The sequence below is a fragment of the Cupriavidus sp. SW-Y-13 genome (genome assembly GCF_009793345.1).
Lineage (GTDB): Bacteria > Pseudomonadota > Gammaproteobacteria > Burkholderiales > Burkholderiaceae > Cupriavidus.
The window spans coordinates 185,875-201,067 of sequence record NZ_WHLX01000003.1; the positions used below are offsets into that span (position 1 = coordinate 185,875).

Genomic DNA, 15,193 nt, shown 5'->3' on the forward strand with positions numbered 1-15,193 from the left:
CGGACTATGGATACCCTTTGGCACCTTGATCCCGCGCGCGCTTACGCCGACTGGCAGGCGCGCGAAGCCGCCGGCGCTGACCGGCGGCCCTTCTCCCAGCAATCCATCGTTCAGCATCGAGCTATGTTCGACAGGTTCCACCGCTACCTGGTCGGTCGCGGCACGACGCTGGCCAGCTTCGGCGCTGACGTTCTCGATGGGTTTTGGCTCGATGGGGAAGCCGCCCAATCCTCTGCGGCGACACGCATGCGCTACCTCAAGCTCATCGACCGCCTGTGTAGACATTTGGTTGCGATCGGCATCCGCGATGCGAATCCCGCCAGCGAACACGTTCGTGGCCAGCGCTGGCCAGTCGACGACCCCGAACCCCTCTTCCTGCCCGAGGATGTCGACCAGAGGCTGCAGGACTTCGTGCGGCCGCAACCCTATGATGATCCCGCAAGGCTGCAAAAACGCGCGATCGTTGCGCTGTTTCTCGGCACCGGAGCGACATCCAGCGAAGGGCGCGCTGCACGCCTACAGGACCTGCACCCGCAAGCATCCCCGCCGTATCTTCACGTGCCGGCGCGCCCGCCGAAAGTTTCACGCACGGTTCATCTGGCGCCGTTTGCCTTGGCAACGCTGACCGCCTGGCTATCCGTTCGCCGGGGCTTGCCAGTCAATGGCGACCTGCTGTTCACGCTCAAGCAAGCCGGCACACCCATCACAGACATGAGCCTTGGCAAGATCGTGCGCGAAGCATTTGCCGCCATTGGGTATGAGGCCGAGGACATGGGCCCTCGAATTCTTCGCAATACCTATTGCCGGCGACAGCTGCTTGGCGGCGTAGCTCCGGATGCTGTGTCTGAACGATTGGGATTGGCCAGCAACCGAACCGTCGTGCGCATCGCGGCAACCATCGACACGGCAGAGGCCGGCTGACGTGATCCCCCCTTGCGTCGGGAGGCCGTCCCAAGGCACCTAGGCCATACTCGCTGCTCGCCGGACAAATGGACTGAACAACACCGGAAACACGAGAATGGTCACCACGTTTGCATGGGCGTTCTATGCCCTCACCCTCCTAGCCGCCCTGTTTGCAGGCCTGCGCTGGATTATTCGGAACGATCCGAGCTTCGCATGCGTCGAGTAACGATCCAGCTCGCTGTGCTGGCCATCGCCATTGCACCGCTCGCTACTGCCAACGCCTACACAAAATGCCAGCGCGGCAACAAGGTGCTCTACACGCAAGAGTTGCATTGCCCGACCGGTCACACAGCGGTCGCCACAGCCGTATCAGGCACCGTATCGACGGTGGGCAAAAGCGACGCGATCCGTAAGCAGGAACAAGACTTCCTGGTTTCTCGTGCCACGAACGCTCCCGCGACGGCGCATATTGTCAGCAGCACGGCACCCGTTCAGGCTTCGTATGGTCCTGCATGCGAGGCACTCACCGAGCAGGCCCGGGCGATCGAAGCCTCGATGCGCAGGCCCGGCGATGCGCAATGGCACGACAGCCTGCGCCAGCAACACCGTAGTGTTCGCGATCAGCAGCATCGATTGGGTTGTTAAGCTCCGGGGCTGAAGCAATTCGTAACACTGCAAACATGACGCGCAAGGTGAAAGCACCATCACAGACAATTCAAGACGACAGGCCGTCGCGCTCGTCGCGCGCAACGGCCGCACTCGCCCGTCTTCAAGCGGCCGCCACGCGCCAGGGCTTTATCTGCCACGCCACCGAATGGGGAGGTGTCAGCGCGAAGCTCTGGCTTGAGTGTGAAAAAGGACACCGCTTTGAGCGCGCAGCCTACGGCGTGCTTTACAAGCAATCGGGCTGCCCCGAATGCAGCCGCGCAGTACCTGCCGCCAAATTTGCCAAGCTCGTAGCCGAGCGCGGAGGCCAATGCCTGAGTGGCACCTATCTGGGTGGCGAAGCCCTTCACAGAATTCGCTGCCAGGCGGGGCACGAATGGACTCCCGAGGGGCGTAGTGTGCTGGCGGGCTACTGGTGCCCTATGTGCGTGGGCAAAGGGGAGCATGCAACCTCAAAGGGGCCATCCGCCAAGTATGGACTGGCCGACCTCCAGGCCAAAGCGGCGGAACATGGAGGGCGATGTCTCGCGACCGCCTACGGGAGAGGCCGGGACTACTATCCTTTCCAGTGCGCAGCCGGCCACCGCTGGGAAGCGATGGGCTACAAGGTGCTCAAGGGCAATTGGTGTCGCACCTGCACCGATGCCAGATTGGCGGCACAGAGAACCGACATCGATGGTCTCGCCCGCATTCAAAGTATCGCGCTCGCGCATGGCGGCGAATGCCTCAGTACAACTTACCTCGGCACCGGGGCCAACTATGCGTTCCAATGTGCAAACGGCCATCAGTGGACCGCATTGGGTAACAACATTCTCCAGGGTCGCTGGTGCCGGCGTTGCCGCAACGAGAGCCAGAAGCTGGGCATCGAGGCGATGCATGCGCTGGCAACGGCACGCGGTGGGCGCTGCCTCTCGGACACGTACACCCACGGGAAATCCAAGCTCAAGTGGGAGTGCCATCGTGGCCACGTATGGGACGCGACTCCCTCGGGGGTAAAGGGAGGCCGCTGGTGCCCATCCTGCGCGATTCTGAACACTATCGTTGCAAAGAACCATCGTAAGCGTAAGCGCTACGAGACCGTAGGGAAGACGCCAAGTTAGCGATTCTCCCGTTGCGTAACGATGCGCATTCTGGCTAATCTCTAAGGATCCGGCCGGAGCGCCGGCGATTTCCCCGAACAGGAGCCCTATGGCAACGAAGAAGACGGCCGCCCCGAAGACTGCGGCGAAGAAACCGGCAGCGCCGGCGAAGAAGGCTGCACCGGCAGCGAAAAAGGCAGCCGCCGCGCCCGTGGCAAAGCCGCTCAAGGACACGTTCAACAAATCCAGCCTGCTCGCCCACCTTGTGACGCAGACCGAGTTGGACAAGAAAACGGTGCAAACTGTGCTGGTGCACCTCGAGAACACGATCTCCAGCGCCATTCACAAAAAGGGCGCCGGAGAATTCACGTTTCCGGGGCTGTTCAAAGTATCGGCGATTCAAGTGCCAGCGACGAAGAAGCGCTTTGGTCGCAATCCCTTCACCGGTCAGGACCAATGGTTCGCCGCAAAGCCGGCTTCGGTCAAGGTGAAGGTGCGCCCGCTGAAGAAGCTGAAGGACGCAGCCCTGTAACTCATCACGCGGCCTAATAAGCAGAATGGCCTGGTATTGCCAGGCCATTTCGTTTTTGTTGCGATGGAATTGGTTCTTTGCATGGCCGAGTTCGGCTGTAGATTCAACCGGTCAACGCAACGGTCTGATGGAATCGTTCAGCGGGTGTATCGAAGTTTAATGTCTTTCTCGGCCGTTCATTGAGTCGCCTTGCTATGCCGTTGAGCTTTGCCTGGGAATAGATGGAGAGATCCGTCCCCTTTGGGAGGTACTGCCTCAGCAGGCCATTTGTGTTCTCGTTGGAACCGCGTTGCCAGGGATGTTGAGGATCGCAGAAGTAGACCTTGATGTCGGTCGAGACTGTGAAGCGTTTGTGATCGGCCAGTTCTTTACCGCGATCCCACGTCAGCGATTTGTACAGTTCCTGTGGCAGCTTTCCAGCATGTTTGATCAGCGCGTTGACGACGGTCTCCGTGTCTTTGCCGGAGACCTTCAGCAGCATCACGAACCTTGTCTGACGCTCGACCAACGTCACGATCTGGCTGTTTGCACTGCCGAAGAGCAAGTCGCCTTCCCAGTGGCCAGGTATCGCGCGATCTTCAACGTTCGCAGGGCGTTCGCTGATCGGAACCGCCTCACGAATTCTTCCGCGCTCGTCAGTCTTCGCCGAATAGTTGCGCGAGTGACGCATGATCCGACACCGCCTCAGATGTGCGAGCAACTCCTTCTTCAGGGCGCCGCGGGCCTGGACATAGAGGCTACGATAGATGGTCTCGTGTGACACCTGGTAGTCCTTGTTGACCGCATAGTCGTGCTTGAGCCAGCCAGCAATCTGTTCCGGAGACCACTGCATCTTCAGCTTGGTCGCCACAACCTGTGCCAGCGTAGGATTTCTGATGAGCTTACAGGTCTTCGGACGGAGCGCGCGAACCCAGGCAAGCTCATCGGCTTGACTTGCGCGATAGCTTTGGCTGCCGCCATTGCGCCGCAGCTCCCGGCTAATCGTCGATGGGGCGCGTCCGAGCCGGCAGGCGATCGACCGGACCGACAGACCCGCCACTACCGAGCGAGAGATTTCTTCCCGTTCGGCGAGGGTCAAGGCAAGCCTGGAGCGGTGTCGCGGTGACGGTTGGATACCGCCGGACTTCGCCAGGATCCCTTGAACTGATGAATGGTACCGATCAAACAGCCGGGCGATCTGGTGAAGCGTGTCCCCTTTTCTCCACCGCTCCCACATTAGTGCCTTCTGAGTCTCGGTGTAGTAAATCCGGCGCCTTTGTTTCATTTGCAGCACCTCCACTGCTTACGCAGTGTCTAGTGTTGCATCGACCCATTGAATCCACGGCCATTCTCGGTCGTTGCACTTTGGTCGATGAACGTCTGCTCTACGAGCAGGAACCGACGCTGATTCAGCCCCGATAGCGGCGCCCGCTCGAAGTCGTCTAGCGTCGAGCGGCAGCACCGGTCACGTCACCCCTTAGTCTTTCATCGGATGGTATTTGCCCCATCCGAAGTAATCGTTATAGATTTGCGCGGCCTCGTCGTAGGTTTCGGCATCAAACGTCGTCAGTAGCACCGGCTTGCCTTCGAATAAGTGGGCTTGCGCTTCGAATTGTCCCTTTTCGATAAGCGCGTTTTGTCCACTTCCATCAATGTCTGAAATGGCTTGCCAAATCTCATATGTCTTGCTCATCCTGTTTCCCCTTATGGTACGAAAGCCATGCCTTTTTGTACCTCAATGTCAATTCGCTCACTGCCATTGACTGCAATGACCTCATCATTGCGGAAGGTCTGTTTCGTCGGGCCTATTCCGCCGCCTCTGCTGGCGTTCACAACAAACCGCTTGGCTCTCACTAGAGCCTGTGAGCGAGCTTGATACTGTTTCTTTGTCATGCGCCCTTCAAGGGCTTCCAGTTTCGCCAAGCCGGACGCTGCAGGAAGCGGGTCCGCCTGCGCCCACGCTTCAACATCGCCAGCGCCCTCATCTGGATAGCCAGGACCTTGCGCCTGAATCCGTCCTCGGTGATCGGTTCTCGGACTATTTCCCGAACAGGCTTCGATCAGTCGTGTCGTCCAGATCGCCAGCCATTCCCAAGGCTTCTTTCCTCCAACATTGGGAGCAAGTACATCCCATGGATTCGGCGTGTAGGTACCAGGAATCGAGACTGATGCTCCCAGAGTGGCGCCGGGTGCCGGTACGGCCTGCGCATGCGCGGAGCCGAAGAGCCAGTTGAATAGCTTCGAGATCCACCCCATCCATGCGCTGAACGGATTGGCCCCTGCCTCTTCTGCCGATGTTCTGGCCAAGGCCAGTGGTTGTTCGTCCGGGTCCGGGCCAGTGAGCGACTGTCCATTGAACAATACGTCGATGAGCCGGTGCGCCGTATCGTAAGTGTAGTTCGTGACGTGTCCATTGGGACTGGTCACCTGGACCTTTTGGCCAATCGCATCGTACTGATATGCCGTCACGTTGTCGCCATACAGATACTGGAGCACGCGACCGCGCTGATCGTACATATACTTGACTGTCACGCCTTCTAGATCGACCGCTTCGAGCAGGCGTCCGGCGGGATCGTATTGCACGGCGCGCGACGCCCTACCTGTTCCGTCGGCCGCAGACGTCAAGTTGCCTTGGGTGTCATAGCCAAACGTCCACTGCCGGGTAATCGCACCATCACCTGCTCGGTCAATGCCGTCATGAGCCCGCTAGCGTCATAGCCATAGCTGTTACTGGACACCGCCCCAGATGGCGCTGCGTTGAGGCCCTGACTGCCATTGGCGTCGGCTGTGGGAAACCACCCATGGGCGGACATTTCACCCATCCCGCCATAGGTGAAATAGTCGACTCGCCCTGGCGCAGCCACCTTCAGCGGCAGATTCCATGTGGAATGCCACTCGGTAGTCGTCTTCTTCGCGTCGGCCGTGCCGTAGCCTTCGATGCGTTGCGTCTCGCGACCCGTGGCGTCGTAGCTGTAGCGTGTTTCGCTGCCATTCCGATCGACCGTACGACTGACGTTGTTGCCGGCGTCATACTGAATCGTGTTGAACGGATCACCGAAACGAAATCGTCTTGCGTGCACGATACCCGCGCGGTAATGCTCGACGTCCATATAGATGCCGGCACCACGTCCCGTCTACCAGGATCGGAGCAAGGCACGAGTCTTTGCGTCAGAGAATTCCACACCTCCCGACTTCACACTGACGACACGCCCCCCCGAAGAGCAGGTACGCGGGTAAACCCCATCACATAAAAATATCGACTTTTTAATATTTTGTCGCCAAAATAGAATGCATCGTTCGGCACAGAATGTTCTCATGTCAACTACAAGCCTTGGCCCCAAAAGTCAGACGCTGGCCGTCTTCGAATCGATTCGTGGAGAAATCCTGGATGCCCGCGTGGAGCCGGGGAGTCGGCTGCACGTGGCATCGCTGGTGGATCGTTACGGTGTCAGTCAGAGCGCGGTGCGAGAGGCGTTGTCCCGCCTCGTCGCCGACGGGTTGGCGATCGCGCTGGACCAGAAAGGTTTTCGGGTTGCGCCTGTCTCCATTGCCGACCTCCATGACCTGACCGAATCTCGGATCGAGATGGAATGCGTGTCTCTACGCCGGTCGATCGAGCGAGGGGATGCCGCCTGGGAGGCGCGCGTACTGGCGGCCTATCACGAACTGTCGAGGTCGACGCCCGTTGCCGTGGCGGAGTTGCAAGGCGCCATGCTTCCATGGGCTGTCCTTCATCGCAGGTTCCATAACGCACTTGTGAGTGCTGCCGGATCGGATTGGCTGGAGCGCTTCCGGGAGATCATGTTCGACCAGTCAGAGCGATATCGCATGCTTTCCGTCTCGCATCCCGTGGGGCCGCGCGATGTGAACGCCGAACACCGTGCGCTGATGGACGCCGCGTTGGAGCGCAACGTCGACAAGGTCAACGAACTCGTGGCCGCCCACTTCCGTGAGACCGCCAACGTGGTGACCGCAGCGATGGAACAACGGGCGAAGGATGCTAAATGAGCCAGATAACGCTCACCTTCGACAACGGTCCGACCGAAGCAGTCACGCCTTGGGTCCTGGATGTGCTCGCGAAATACGACATTCGATCTACCTTCTTCGTGCTCGGCAAGAACATCGTAGAGCCGAGTAATCGAGCCCTAATGCACAGGGCTCGCGAAGAAGGACACTGGATCGGCAATCACACCTTCACGCACGAGGTGCCGCTGGGCAAGTCCACCGTCGAGTCCGCCTGCGACGACGAGATCGGCAGGACGCAATCGTTGATCGGCGACGCGGCTCATCCTGACAAGCTATTCCGGCCGTTCGGCGGCGGCGGGGTCGTCGGCCCTCACTTGCTGAGCCCGGCCGCCTGCACGTATCTCGAAACCGGCGGCTACACCTGCGTGCTCTGGAATTCGATTTCACGCGACTGGGAGGATCCGGACGGATGGGTGGACACCGCATTGCAGCAATGCGCGCACCTTGAAAACGCACTAACGGTCCTCCACGACTACGAGACCGGTGCGATGCGCAATCTCGAGCGCTTTATCGTTCGGGCACTCGAAAGAGGTGACTCGTTTCAGCAGGCGTTCCCACCTGCCTGTGTGCCAATGCACCGGGGCGTCCGAATACTTCCAATGGATTCATTTATCTGTACGCCGGTACGAGCCATCGAAGGAGATCATCAATGAGCACCGAACAAATGACGGGCGGCGGAATCATCGTGACGCCCGATGAAGCGACGCCGATCCAGCCGTTCGGCCTTGATATGCGCGTACTACTGAGTAGCGAAGCCACCGGCGGCACGATCTCGGTCATCATGGCATCACACAAGCCGGGCGAAGGCCCCCCCGACCACCTGCATCACATGCAGGAGGAGTGTTTCTTCATTGTCGAAGGCACATACGAACTGACGGCCGGAGACGTCACGCGCACGGTCGGCCCCGGCACGATCGTGTACCTGCCGCGCGGTGTTGTACACCGCTTCAAGAACGTCGGCACCACGATTGCCCGGATGCTCGACTGGAGTGTTCCAGGCGGACAGGATCGTTACTTCACCGAGATTTCCAACTTGGCCGGAACAGGTTTCACTGGCGCAAATATCGCGGAAATCAGCGAGAAGCACGACACCCACTTCCCAACCTCGCACTAATCCCTCTCACGATTTAATTCCCGCAACCCGGAGGCACTGCTCGTGTGTCCGGGCGGGGAAACTCACGCCCAGAAAATAGGAAAGCTCATGCGATTCGTCACTTTCAAGACACGCACAAATGCTCGACCGTCCCTTGCCGTGCGTACTCCGGAAGGCTTGCGCGCCCTCAATGGTTTCGACGCCCCTCGCGTCCCCCAATGTCTCCAGACGTTACTCGCCCTCGGCCCCTCCGCAATGCGCGAGGCGGCTGCAGTCATCGCGCAGTTGGGCGAGCCGGTCGACATGGACCAGATCGTCTACCTCTCCCCGATACTCGCACCGGCAAAGATCATCTGCGTGGGCCTTAACTACCTGGACCACACGAAGGAAAGCAACTTCGAGCAACCCGCCTACCCCACCCTTTTTCTTCGTGTCGCTTCAAGCTTTGTTGGGCATGACGACGCACTGATCAGACCCAGGTGCTCCGAGCAGTTCGACTACGAAGGAGAACTGGTCGCGTTCATTGGGAAGGCAGGCAAGCACATCCCGAAATCGGCGGCGCTTGATCATGTCGCCGGATACTCGGTGTCAAATGAAGGGTCGGTGCGCGACTATCAATTCAAGTCGCCGCAGTGGACGGTGGGCAAGAACTTCGATCGGTCTGGCTCAATTGGGCCCGAGTTCGTTTCCGCAGATGAAGTTCCCCTGGGCGGCGCCGGCCTGAAAATCGAAACGCGACTCAATGGAAAGACGGTGCAATCGTCGAACACTTCGGACATGGTCTTCGACACGGCGACGGTCATCTCGCTTGTCAGCGAGGCAATGTCACTGGCGCCTGGCGACATCATCTTGATGGGCACGCCGGCCGGCGTCGGCCTTGCGCGCAAGCCTCCGCTTTACATGAAGCCCGGAGACATCGCAGAAGTCGAGGTGGAAGGTGTCGGCCTGCTGCGCAATTCCGTGGCCGACGAGGAATAGTCGCCATGGCCGAACGGCTTCAAGTCAAGCTGCTAGTCGGTAGCCTGCGCGAATCCTCGATCAATCGCCGCCTTGCAGCGGCGTTGACGAACCTGCTCGCTCCGGACATGGATTGCGCCATCGTGGAAATCGGAGCGCTTCCACACTACAACGAGGACGAAGAATCGCGGGCCGACCCTGGCGTACTGAAGTTCCGGAGCGCTTGCATTGCCGCCGACGCGTTCATCTTCGTCACTCCGGAGTACAACCGGTCAATCCCCGGCGTTCTCAAGAACGCCATCGATCACGGCTCCAGACCCAAGGACAACAGTATCTGGAAGGGGTTGCCCTGCGCGATCGTCGGTGCATCTCCAGGTGTACTCGGAACGTGCATGGCCCAGCAGCATCTGCGAAACATTCTTGCCGCGTTGGATATGGCAGTGATGGCCCATCCGGAAGCCTATATCCATGCCAGGCCAGGACTGCTCTTGGACGACGGCCTCGTAACGGACGAAACCGTTGCGCAGTTTCTTGCACGCTGGTGCAGTTCCTTCCGCGACTGGACCCATCTGATCGGCCGCAACCGGTCGCCATGAACGGCTAGCGACACGACAACAAGCATCAAATACAGACAGCCGGCCCGACCGGCGCACGGAGACCATATGAAACCTACTATCGTTGTTCGTAACCTCGTCGTGGCGGCGTCCCTCGCCTGTGCCAGCGCGGTAGCGCTTGCACAGGCGTGGCCTACCAGACCTGTCAAGGTCGTGATCGGCGTGCCCGCCGGACTTGCGGCTGACGTCATTGCCAGACTCTATTGCGAGAAGCTTTCCAAGGCACTGGGACAGCCAGTAGTGGTCGACAACAAGCCGGGAGCCACCGGCAACATCGCCCAGGACGTGGTAGCGAAAGCGCCGGGGGACGGCTACACACTGTTGTACGCCGTATCGAACTCGTTCGTCAGCAATCCATTTGCCTTCAAGAAGCTACCTTTCCGCGTAGACACGGATTTCGTGCCGGTTGCCCAGACGGTGCGCAACGGCCTCTATCTGGTCACGAGCAAGGACTTTCCCGCCAAGACCGTGCCGGATCTCGCCGCACTCGTACGCGCTCATCCTGGCAAGTACAACTACGCCTCCTACGGGATCGGCGGCTTTCCGCATCTGGTGATGGAGCTTGTGCTTAACCAGGAACGCATGGATATGGTGCACGTCCCTTACAAAGGGGGCGCGCTGCAGGAGGTCGTGGGCGGTTCGGTGCCGATGGTCTGGGAGCCTGCGGCAAACGCCGTGCCGTTCATCCGCGAGGGACGCGTCCAGGCACTCGCAGTGTGGGGCTATGGAAAACGCAATCCGGCAACGCCAACCGTGCCGAACATCGCAGAGTTGGTTCCCGGCACGGATGTGGGGAGCTTTCAAGGATTCTGGGCGCCGGCTGGCACACCACGCGACATCGTCATGCGCCTGAATCAGGAGATCACGAAGGCGAGCCGAAACCCCGAACTGATCGAGAAAATCCGAATCGCGTATGCGGAGCCAGTGACATCGACGCCTGAAGACATGGCCGCCGAGATCAAGCGTGAATCGGTGAAGTGGGCACAATTGATCAAGGCCAGGAACATCCGCCTCGACTAACGGCAGTGTACACACAGGGAGCGCGTATGGATGATGCAACAATGGCGATCATGCTGGCCGAGTGGAGCTGCACGAAGGCCATTCACAGATACGCAAAAGCGGCAGACGGTAACCACGTCGAAGCGTTTCTCGACGCCTTCACCCCCGACGGGATCTGGCTGCGCCCCGACGGGCAAGCCGTAAAAGGGCATGCCGCGCTGCACGCGTTTTACGTGGCGCGGCCGCAAAACTACTCGCGACACATCATTTCAAACATCGTGGTCGATGTACGCGACGCCGACTATGCCACCGCGACGTCAATAGGCGTCGTCGTAAAGGCCATGAGGCCTGTCACGTTCCCCCTGACGGTGCTCCCTCAACTGTTGCTCGCTGATTACGAAGACAGCTTTCGTCGTTGCGACGACGGTCAGTGGCGTATTTCGCACCGTCGCGTGACATTGCAGGCCGATACCAGGTCGTCATAACTGCGAGGTGCGAGGCCGCGCCTCCACCTGCGTATTTCCCACCCTTGAAGCACCCCCTTCGCGCCGCGACGCTGCTCGTGTGTTCGCGACGACTGCGTTCGTCCGAACGCAGTCGATTGCAGATAAAAGTTCATAAAAATGGAGGAGACCATGCAAAGTTCGAAATGGATTTTCGGTGCGCTGGCGGTTCTGCCCAGCATCGCGCTGGCACAATCGTCGGTCACTCTCTACGGGCTAATCGATAACGGCGTCGAGTACATTAACCACGTAGGCGCGGCAAGTTCTGGCGTGGTACGCATGCCCAAATTTACGGGCACGGTGCCCTCGCGCTGGGGCATGCGCGGCACGGAAGATCTCGGCAGCGGAATCAAATCCATGTTCGTTCTGGAGTCCGGATTTGCACCGGAGTCTGGAACATCTGCCCAGGGCGGACGTCTGTTCGGCCGCCAGGCGTACGTGGGCCTGAGCAGCGATCGCTGGGGCCAGCTCACGTTTGGCAGACAGTTCACAATGCAGTTCTGGGCGACGCTCGACTCCGACATCCTGACCTCGAACGTGTACGGCGGCAACGTGGTGGATTCCTATCGGGCGAACCCTCGCGCTGACAATGCTATTGGCTACCGCGGAAAGTTTGGCAACATCACCATCGCCGGTACCTACAGTCTTGGGCGTGATGTCGTCAGTGCACCTGCCGGCGCCAACTGCGCGGGTGAGAGCCCTGCAGACAAGCAAGCCTGCCGCGGATGGTCGGCGATGATTGCCTACGACACGAACACGTGGGGCGTTTCCACAGCCTACGAGTCGTTGCGCGGCGGCGCGGACGCCACCGGTGGACTCACGAGCAGCGGGCTCAAGGACAACCGGATAATCTTCGGCGCATATTCGCTGATGAACAACGTCAAGGTGGGCATAGGCGGAACGATTCGCGACAACGACGGCAGCACGACGCCGCATAGCCAGCTTTATTACGTCGGCGCAGCTTACGACCTCACGCCTGCGCTTAACCTCGCGGCGCAGATCTATTGGCTGCGCTACAGCCACAGCCCAAACAAGGCATGGCTGGAAGCGGTGCGCGCGACCTATTCGTTCTCAAAGCGCACGTCGGCGTATGTGACAGCGGGCTTTATCGACAACCGTGGCAATCTGTCGTTGTCGGTAAGCAGCGGCGACAACACCAACACTTCCCCGACACCCGGCGGCAACCAATTCGGGACGATGGTGGGGTTGAAGCATGTGTTCTGAAAGACTGGGCCGACGTGAAGCTTTAAAAGCCCAGGTCTATGCGAGATTCTTCCACACTGCAGTCTCTCGCGCGACAGCTTACGAACGCTGAACGGACGTTTGATTTAGTCAGACGATAGTCCGCTTAGGGTTATAAACCGACCTTGACTCAAGCCTTTGGTGACTGGTCCCAACAACTTCGGCGCACTTCCCCAGCCAGGACCTTGCAACTACCAGCCGCTTCCGAAGGCGGTGCAGAGGCTGGACTCTGCATGCCCCTCCCTGCATCTGTGCTCGGCTAGGGGGCGGCCAGTACCACCGCCCCGTCGTCCTCAGCCTCGCACCAAGCATTCGAACCTTCTCCGAACCGCACGGTCGGGCCAACATCTGAAGATTTCCGGCCTACGATCAACAAAGCCCACAGAAGCGCAGGATCTTCTCTACATGTCACGGAATTGTATGAGACTGAGCTCTTCGCGTTAATGTCGCGCTTAAATTCACTGTATGAGAGGGACGATTCCAATTTTTTCAGCAAGCATGCGCTCGTACACCCCGAAGTGAAGATCGACTTCAGTCTGGCTAACAACGGTCATCTCTATATTAAGCTGCTCCGCTTTTAGCCCAAATATTGTGGCCAGCGCCAGTTCCAGATGCGGGACGACATCCTTATCCTTTGGAAAAGTCGTGCCAATATTGATTGAGTACGAATTCGAGCGATCCGCAACAACTTCTAGCAGGCGGGCGGCGGCGCTCATGTTGTGCTCGACGCCAATGCGGGCGAGCTCAGCGATGCTGCGCATTTTTTCAGTCGGGAACCCGCGAACGCACCGAAGCCGGATGCGGTGAGGGCCTAACGTAATCCAGTCAGTATCGAACTCCATAGTCACCTCTTTTCTTGGGCTTGCTTCTGGAAGCCACCTCTTTGCCGGGAGATTGAGAAGGGTCTCCCGGCCTCCCATGGCACCTACGAAATTTTGATTTCAATGCGTCTTGGACGCGCCTCGTCACGGCGTGGGATGATGAGTTTCAGGACACCGTCCTCTAACTGGGCTTCGATTTGTGTGGGGTCTAGATCGGCACTGATGACAAACGACCGCGCAAAATGAGGCTGGCGAATCTCGGCGTGCTGAACCCGCAAATCCGCCGGCATCGGCACGACGGCCTCTGCTTCCATATGCAAAGTCCCGTCGTTGACATTTACCTGAAGCTTTTCACGGCTTACTCCAGGAAGGTCGGCCCACAGCGTCACGCCATTCTTGTCTTCCACGATGTCAACTGCGGGGACCAAGGTCATTGTGCGGGTGGCCTCGTTCTCATGGCGTTGGGCCATGGGACCATCATTGCGGTGCGCGACTTGGGTGGTGTCGTTCATGGCAGGCTCCTTCACTTATTTGACCGTAATCGCTCTCGGCTTGGACGCCTCCCGCTTACCTACACTGACTGAGAGGCAACCGTTGGCATATTTGGCCTGAACCTTGTCAGGGTCAGCGCCTTCCGGGAGCTCAATGACTCTTCTGAAAGAGCCGATAAAGCGCTCCTGCGCATAGCGTCTTGCCTCCGGCATGTCTTCTTGCCAAACTGCATGTCGTTCGCCGCTGATGGTCAACAGCCCACGGTCTATAGCAACTTCGAGATTCTCCTGCTTGATACCCGGTGCAAACGCAACGATCTCGATTGATTCGTCAGTGGCACCAACATTAATTGGAGGGAATGCGCCGAAGCGCCCGGCGCGGATGCTGGAAGGAAATCCTCCAAACAGGCCCGTCATCTGCTTTTGCAGTCGTTCGAGGTCACTGAAGAGGTCGGTCCCGAAGAATGCGTCAGCCATGGTCGTATCCTCCTGAAAAAGGCGCAGTGAGGAGTGAGGGGCATTACGCGCTCCCATTCACCTGCCTCACTGACGGCAAACAAATAGAAACACGCAGCGCGACGTCGCGACTGCCTGAGCGGAAGTAAAAATAGCAACAGAAAAGCGCCTTTTCAAGAGGACGATTGAGCACATAAGACCGAACCCGCAAAAGATCACTTGGCGCGCCGAGTATTGGACGGCTTTGCGCATGCACGAAAGCCAAGGGGGGCGAAAGGCGTCCCTTGTCAGGCAATTTCGGGGCAAGTTGGAAGTCTTGGCAAAGTACGTTCGGCCTCGCTACGATAAAACAATCTGAATTGCCTCTGCTTGCCATGCACATAGTTCTGCTGCGCCGCGGTAGCCGCGCCCTGATCCTGCCCGGCGGCAAGGACCTGATCGACTGCCCGCTGCTGGTGCGCCATTGGCTGGGCGCGCCTGACACGCGCTGTGCTACCGAGTTGACCAGGGACACGCCGTTACCTGGGATAGCCCCCCCTGTGGTACTGGCAGAGGTTCTGCAGAAAGGCTTCTGCGCGCTTGATGTGTATGGCGTGGTACACGGCTTCGAATCGCCCTTGCAGGCAGATTTCACCGACTAGATTGTCCGAGATGCGGACACAAGTGCCACTGATCTGTTAACCGGTGCGGGGGGCTCGACCGAAATCACCAGAGTAAGGCTCCGCATTTGCCCTTACGCTCAAGCCGAAAAAGCGTAGCTGCAGACCGCCCGCTGCCGATTTGCTCTGAGATGGGACATCCTTTCCTACGCCATCGCATGGCGACTTGGGGT

The 15,193-nt window shown here is 59.0% G+C and carries 20 protein-coding genes; 13 read left to right on the forward strand and 7 right to left on the reverse strand.

The window, feature by feature from the left end; translation table 11 throughout:
• Positions 1-6: 6 nt before the first annotated feature.
• The 4 genes from GA566_RS28320 to GA566_RS28335 all read left to right on the forward strand — a co-directional run bounded on the left by GA566_RS28320 (position 7) and on the right by GA566_RS28335 (position 3,180).
• A complete protein-coding gene (locus tag GA566_RS28320; protein ID WP_160474890.1) occupies positions 7-921 on the forward strand; it encodes a tyrosine-type recombinase/integrase in 915 nt (304 codons plus the stop codon).
• Between the two features lie 195 nt (positions 922-1,116).
• A complete protein-coding gene (locus GA566_RS28325) occupies positions 1,117-1,548 on the forward strand; it encodes a hypothetical protein (protein WP_160474891.1) in 432 nt (143 codons plus the stop codon).
• Between the two features lie 35 nt (positions 1,549-1,583).
• Positions 1,584-2,669, forward strand: coding sequence for a hypothetical protein (locus GA566_RS28330; RefSeq protein WP_160474892.1), 1,086 nt, complete (start codon positions 1,584-1,586; stop codon positions 2,667-2,669).
• 88 nt (positions 2,670-2,757) lie between these two features.
• Positions 2,758-3,180 carry an HU family DNA-binding protein gene (locus GA566_RS28335; RefSeq protein ID WP_160474893.1) on the forward strand — a complete coding sequence of 141 codons (423 nt, stop codon included), beginning with the start codon at positions 2,758-2,760 and terminating at the stop codon, positions 3,178-3,180.
• Between the two features lie 103 nt (positions 3,181-3,283).
• Here GA566_RS28335 and GA566_RS28340 read toward each other — a convergent pair whose 3' ends face one another.
• The 4 genes from GA566_RS28340 to GA566_RS33440 form a co-directional block, all read right to left on the reverse strand.
• On the reverse strand, positions 3,284-4,444 hold the full coding sequence (locus tag GA566_RS28340; protein ID WP_160474894.1) for an IS30 family transposase: 1,161 nt from the start codon (positions 4,442-4,444) through the stop codon (positions 3,284-3,286).
• A gap of 192 nt (positions 4,445-4,636) precedes the next feature.
• Positions 4,637-4,852: a hypothetical protein gene (locus GA566_RS28345; RefSeq protein WP_160474895.1), complete on the reverse strand. Its 216-nt coding sequence runs from the start codon at positions 4,850-4,852 to the stop codon at positions 4,637-4,639.
• 11 nt (positions 4,853-4,863) lie between these two features.
• The gene (locus GA566_RS28350; protein ID WP_370459381.1) at positions 4,864-5,742 is read right to left on the reverse strand and encodes an RHS repeat protein; all 879 of its coding nucleotides are present in this window, start codon (positions 5,740-5,742) and stop codon (positions 4,864-4,866) included.
• A gap of 38 nt (positions 5,743-5,780) precedes the next feature.
• A complete protein-coding gene (locus tag GA566_RS33440) occupies positions 5,781-6,269 on the reverse strand; it encodes an RHS repeat domain-containing protein (protein WP_237380887.1) in 489 nt (162 codons plus the stop codon).
• Between the two features lie 205 nt (positions 6,270-6,474).
• Here GA566_RS33440 and GA566_RS28360 point away from each other — a divergent pair, with 205 nt between their 5' ends.
• The 8 genes from GA566_RS28360 to GA566_RS28395 all read left to right on the forward strand — a co-directional run bounded on the left by GA566_RS28360 (position 6,475) and on the right by GA566_RS28395 (position 12,575).
• A complete protein-coding gene (locus tag GA566_RS28360; protein WP_160474896.1) occupies positions 6,475-7,167 on the forward strand; it encodes a GntR family transcriptional regulator in 693 nt (230 codons plus the stop codon).
• On the forward strand, positions 7,164-7,838 hold the full coding sequence (locus GA566_RS28365; protein ID WP_160474897.1) for a polysaccharide deacetylase family protein: 675 nt from the start codon (positions 7,164-7,166) through the stop codon (positions 7,836-7,838). The genes GA566_RS28360 and GA566_RS28365 overlap by 4 nt, the downstream gene beginning before the upstream one ends.
• Positions 7,835-8,299, forward strand: a complete 465-nt coding sequence (locus GA566_RS28370) for a cupin domain-containing protein (protein ID WP_160474898.1) — start codon at positions 7,835-7,837, stop codon at positions 8,297-8,299. Before GA566_RS28365 ends, GA566_RS28370 begins: the two co-directional genes overlap by 4 nt.
• A gap of 87 nt (positions 8,300-8,386) precedes the next feature.
• Entirely contained in the window at positions 8,387-9,256 is an 870-nt protein-coding gene (locus GA566_RS28375; RefSeq protein ID WP_160474899.1) for a fumarylacetoacetate hydrolase family protein, read from the forward strand.
• A gap of 5 nt (positions 9,257-9,261) precedes the next feature.
• Positions 9,262-9,831 carry an NADPH-dependent FMN reductase gene (locus tag GA566_RS28380; RefSeq protein ID WP_160474900.1) on the forward strand — a complete coding sequence of 190 codons (570 nt, stop codon included), beginning with the start codon at positions 9,262-9,264 and terminating at the stop codon, positions 9,829-9,831.
• A gap of 66 nt (positions 9,832-9,897) precedes the next feature.
• Positions 9,898-10,869 (forward strand): tripartite tricarboxylate transporter substrate binding protein, encoded by a 972-nt coding sequence (locus GA566_RS28385; protein ID WP_160474901.1) that lies wholly within the window; start codon positions 9,898-9,900, stop codon positions 10,867-10,869.
• 26 nt (positions 10,870-10,895) lie between these two features.
• Positions 10,896-11,333, forward strand: coding sequence for a nuclear transport factor 2 family protein (locus GA566_RS28390; protein WP_160474902.1), 438 nt, complete (start codon positions 10,896-10,898; stop codon positions 11,331-11,333).
• Between the two features lie 150 nt (positions 11,334-11,483).
• Positions 11,484-12,575 (forward strand): porin, encoded by a 1,092-nt coding sequence (locus tag GA566_RS28395; protein ID WP_160474903.1) that lies wholly within the window; start codon positions 11,484-11,486, stop codon positions 12,573-12,575.
• 476 nt (positions 12,576-13,051) lie between these two features.
• Here the strand turns inward: GA566_RS28395 and GA566_RS28400 are convergent, their stop codons facing one another.
• From GA566_RS28400 to GA566_RS28410, 3 genes are all read right to left on the reverse strand, one after another.
• Complete coding sequence (locus GA566_RS28400; protein WP_160474904.1) at positions 13,052-13,435, reverse strand: hypothetical protein; 384 nt, start codon at positions 13,433-13,435, stop codon at positions 13,052-13,054.
• 83 nt (positions 13,436-13,518) lie between these two features.
• Positions 13,519-13,926, reverse strand: coding sequence for an Hsp20/alpha crystallin family protein (locus GA566_RS28405; protein ID WP_137927060.1), 408 nt, complete (start codon positions 13,924-13,926; stop codon positions 13,519-13,521).
• A 15-nt stretch (positions 13,927-13,941) separates the two neighbouring features.
• Positions 13,942-14,382: an Hsp20/alpha crystallin family protein gene (locus GA566_RS28410; protein WP_160474905.1), complete on the reverse strand. Its 441-nt coding sequence runs from the start codon at positions 14,380-14,382 to the stop codon at positions 13,942-13,944.
• Positions 14,383-14,735: 353 nt separating this feature from the next.
• Between GA566_RS28410 and GA566_RS28415 the strand changes: the two genes are divergently transcribed.
• On the forward strand, positions 14,736-15,002 hold the full coding sequence (locus tag GA566_RS28415; protein ID WP_160474906.1) for a hypothetical protein: 267 nt from the start codon (positions 14,736-14,738) through the stop codon (positions 15,000-15,002).
• The last annotated feature ends 191 nt before the right edge of the window (positions 15,003-15,193 follow it).

Coding starts and splice junctions, on each gene's coding strand:
- GA566_RS28390 (WP_160474902.1), top strand. CDS start 10,896: ATGGATGATGCAACAATGGCGATCATGCTGGCCGAGTGGAGCTGCACG.
- GA566_RS28320 (WP_160474890.1), top strand. CDS start 7: ATGGATACCCTTTGGCACCTTGATCCCGCGCGCGCTTACGCCGACTGG.
- GA566_RS28400 (WP_160474904.1), bottom strand. CDS start 13,435: ATGGAGTTCGATACTGACTGGATTACGTTAGGCCCTCACCGCATCCGG.
- GA566_RS33440 (WP_237380887.1), bottom strand. CDS start 6,269: ATGGACGTCGAGCATTACCGCGCGGGTATCGTGCACGCAAGACGATTT.
- GA566_RS28395 (WP_160474903.1), top strand. CDS start 11,484: ATGCAAAGTTCGAAATGGATTTTCGGTGCGCTGGCGGTTCTGCCCAGC.
- GA566_RS28415 (WP_160474906.1), top strand. CDS start 14,736: ATGCACATAGTTCTGCTGCGCCGCGGTAGCCGCGCCCTGATCCTGCCC.
- GA566_RS28360 (WP_160474896.1), top strand. CDS start 6,475: ATGTCAACTACAAGCCTTGGCCCCAAAAGTCAGACGCTGGCCGTCTTC.
- GA566_RS28365 (WP_160474897.1), top strand. CDS start 7,164: ATGAGCCAGATAACGCTCACCTTCGACAACGGTCCGACCGAAGCAGTC.
- GA566_RS28410 (WP_160474905.1), bottom strand. CDS start 14,382: ATGGCTGACGCATTCTTCGGGACCGACCTCTTCAGTGACCTCGAACGA.
- GA566_RS28335 (WP_160474893.1), top strand. CDS start 2,758: ATGGCAACGAAGAAGACGGCCGCCCCGAAGACTGCGGCGAAGAAACCG.
- GA566_RS28385 (WP_160474901.1), top strand. CDS start 9,898: ATGAAACCTACTATCGTTGTTCGTAACCTCGTCGTGGCGGCGTCCCTC.
- GA566_RS28325 (WP_160474891.1), top strand. CDS start 1,117: ATGCGTCGAGTAACGATCCAGCTCGCTGTGCTGGCCATCGCCATTGCA.
- GA566_RS28380 (WP_160474900.1), top strand. CDS start 9,262: ATGGCCGAACGGCTTCAAGTCAAGCTGCTAGTCGGTAGCCTGCGCGAA.
- GA566_RS28405 (WP_137927060.1), bottom strand. CDS start 13,926: ATGAACGACACCACCCAAGTCGCGCACCGCAATGATGGTCCCATGGCC.
- GA566_RS28330 (WP_160474892.1), top strand. CDS start 1,584: ATGACGCGCAAGGTGAAAGCACCATCACAGACAATTCAAGACGACAGG.
- GA566_RS28375 (WP_160474899.1), top strand. CDS start 8,387: ATGCGATTCGTCACTTTCAAGACACGCACAAATGCTCGACCGTCCCTT.
- GA566_RS28370 (WP_160474898.1), top strand. CDS start 7,835: ATGAGCACCGAACAAATGACGGGCGGCGGAATCATCGTGACGCCCGAT.
- GA566_RS28340 (WP_160474894.1), bottom strand. CDS start 4,444: ATGAAACAAAGGCGCCGGATTTACTACACCGAGACTCAGAAGGCACTA.
- GA566_RS28345 (WP_160474895.1), bottom strand. CDS start 4,852: ATGAGCAAGACATATGAGATTTGGCAAGCCATTTCAGACATTGATGGA.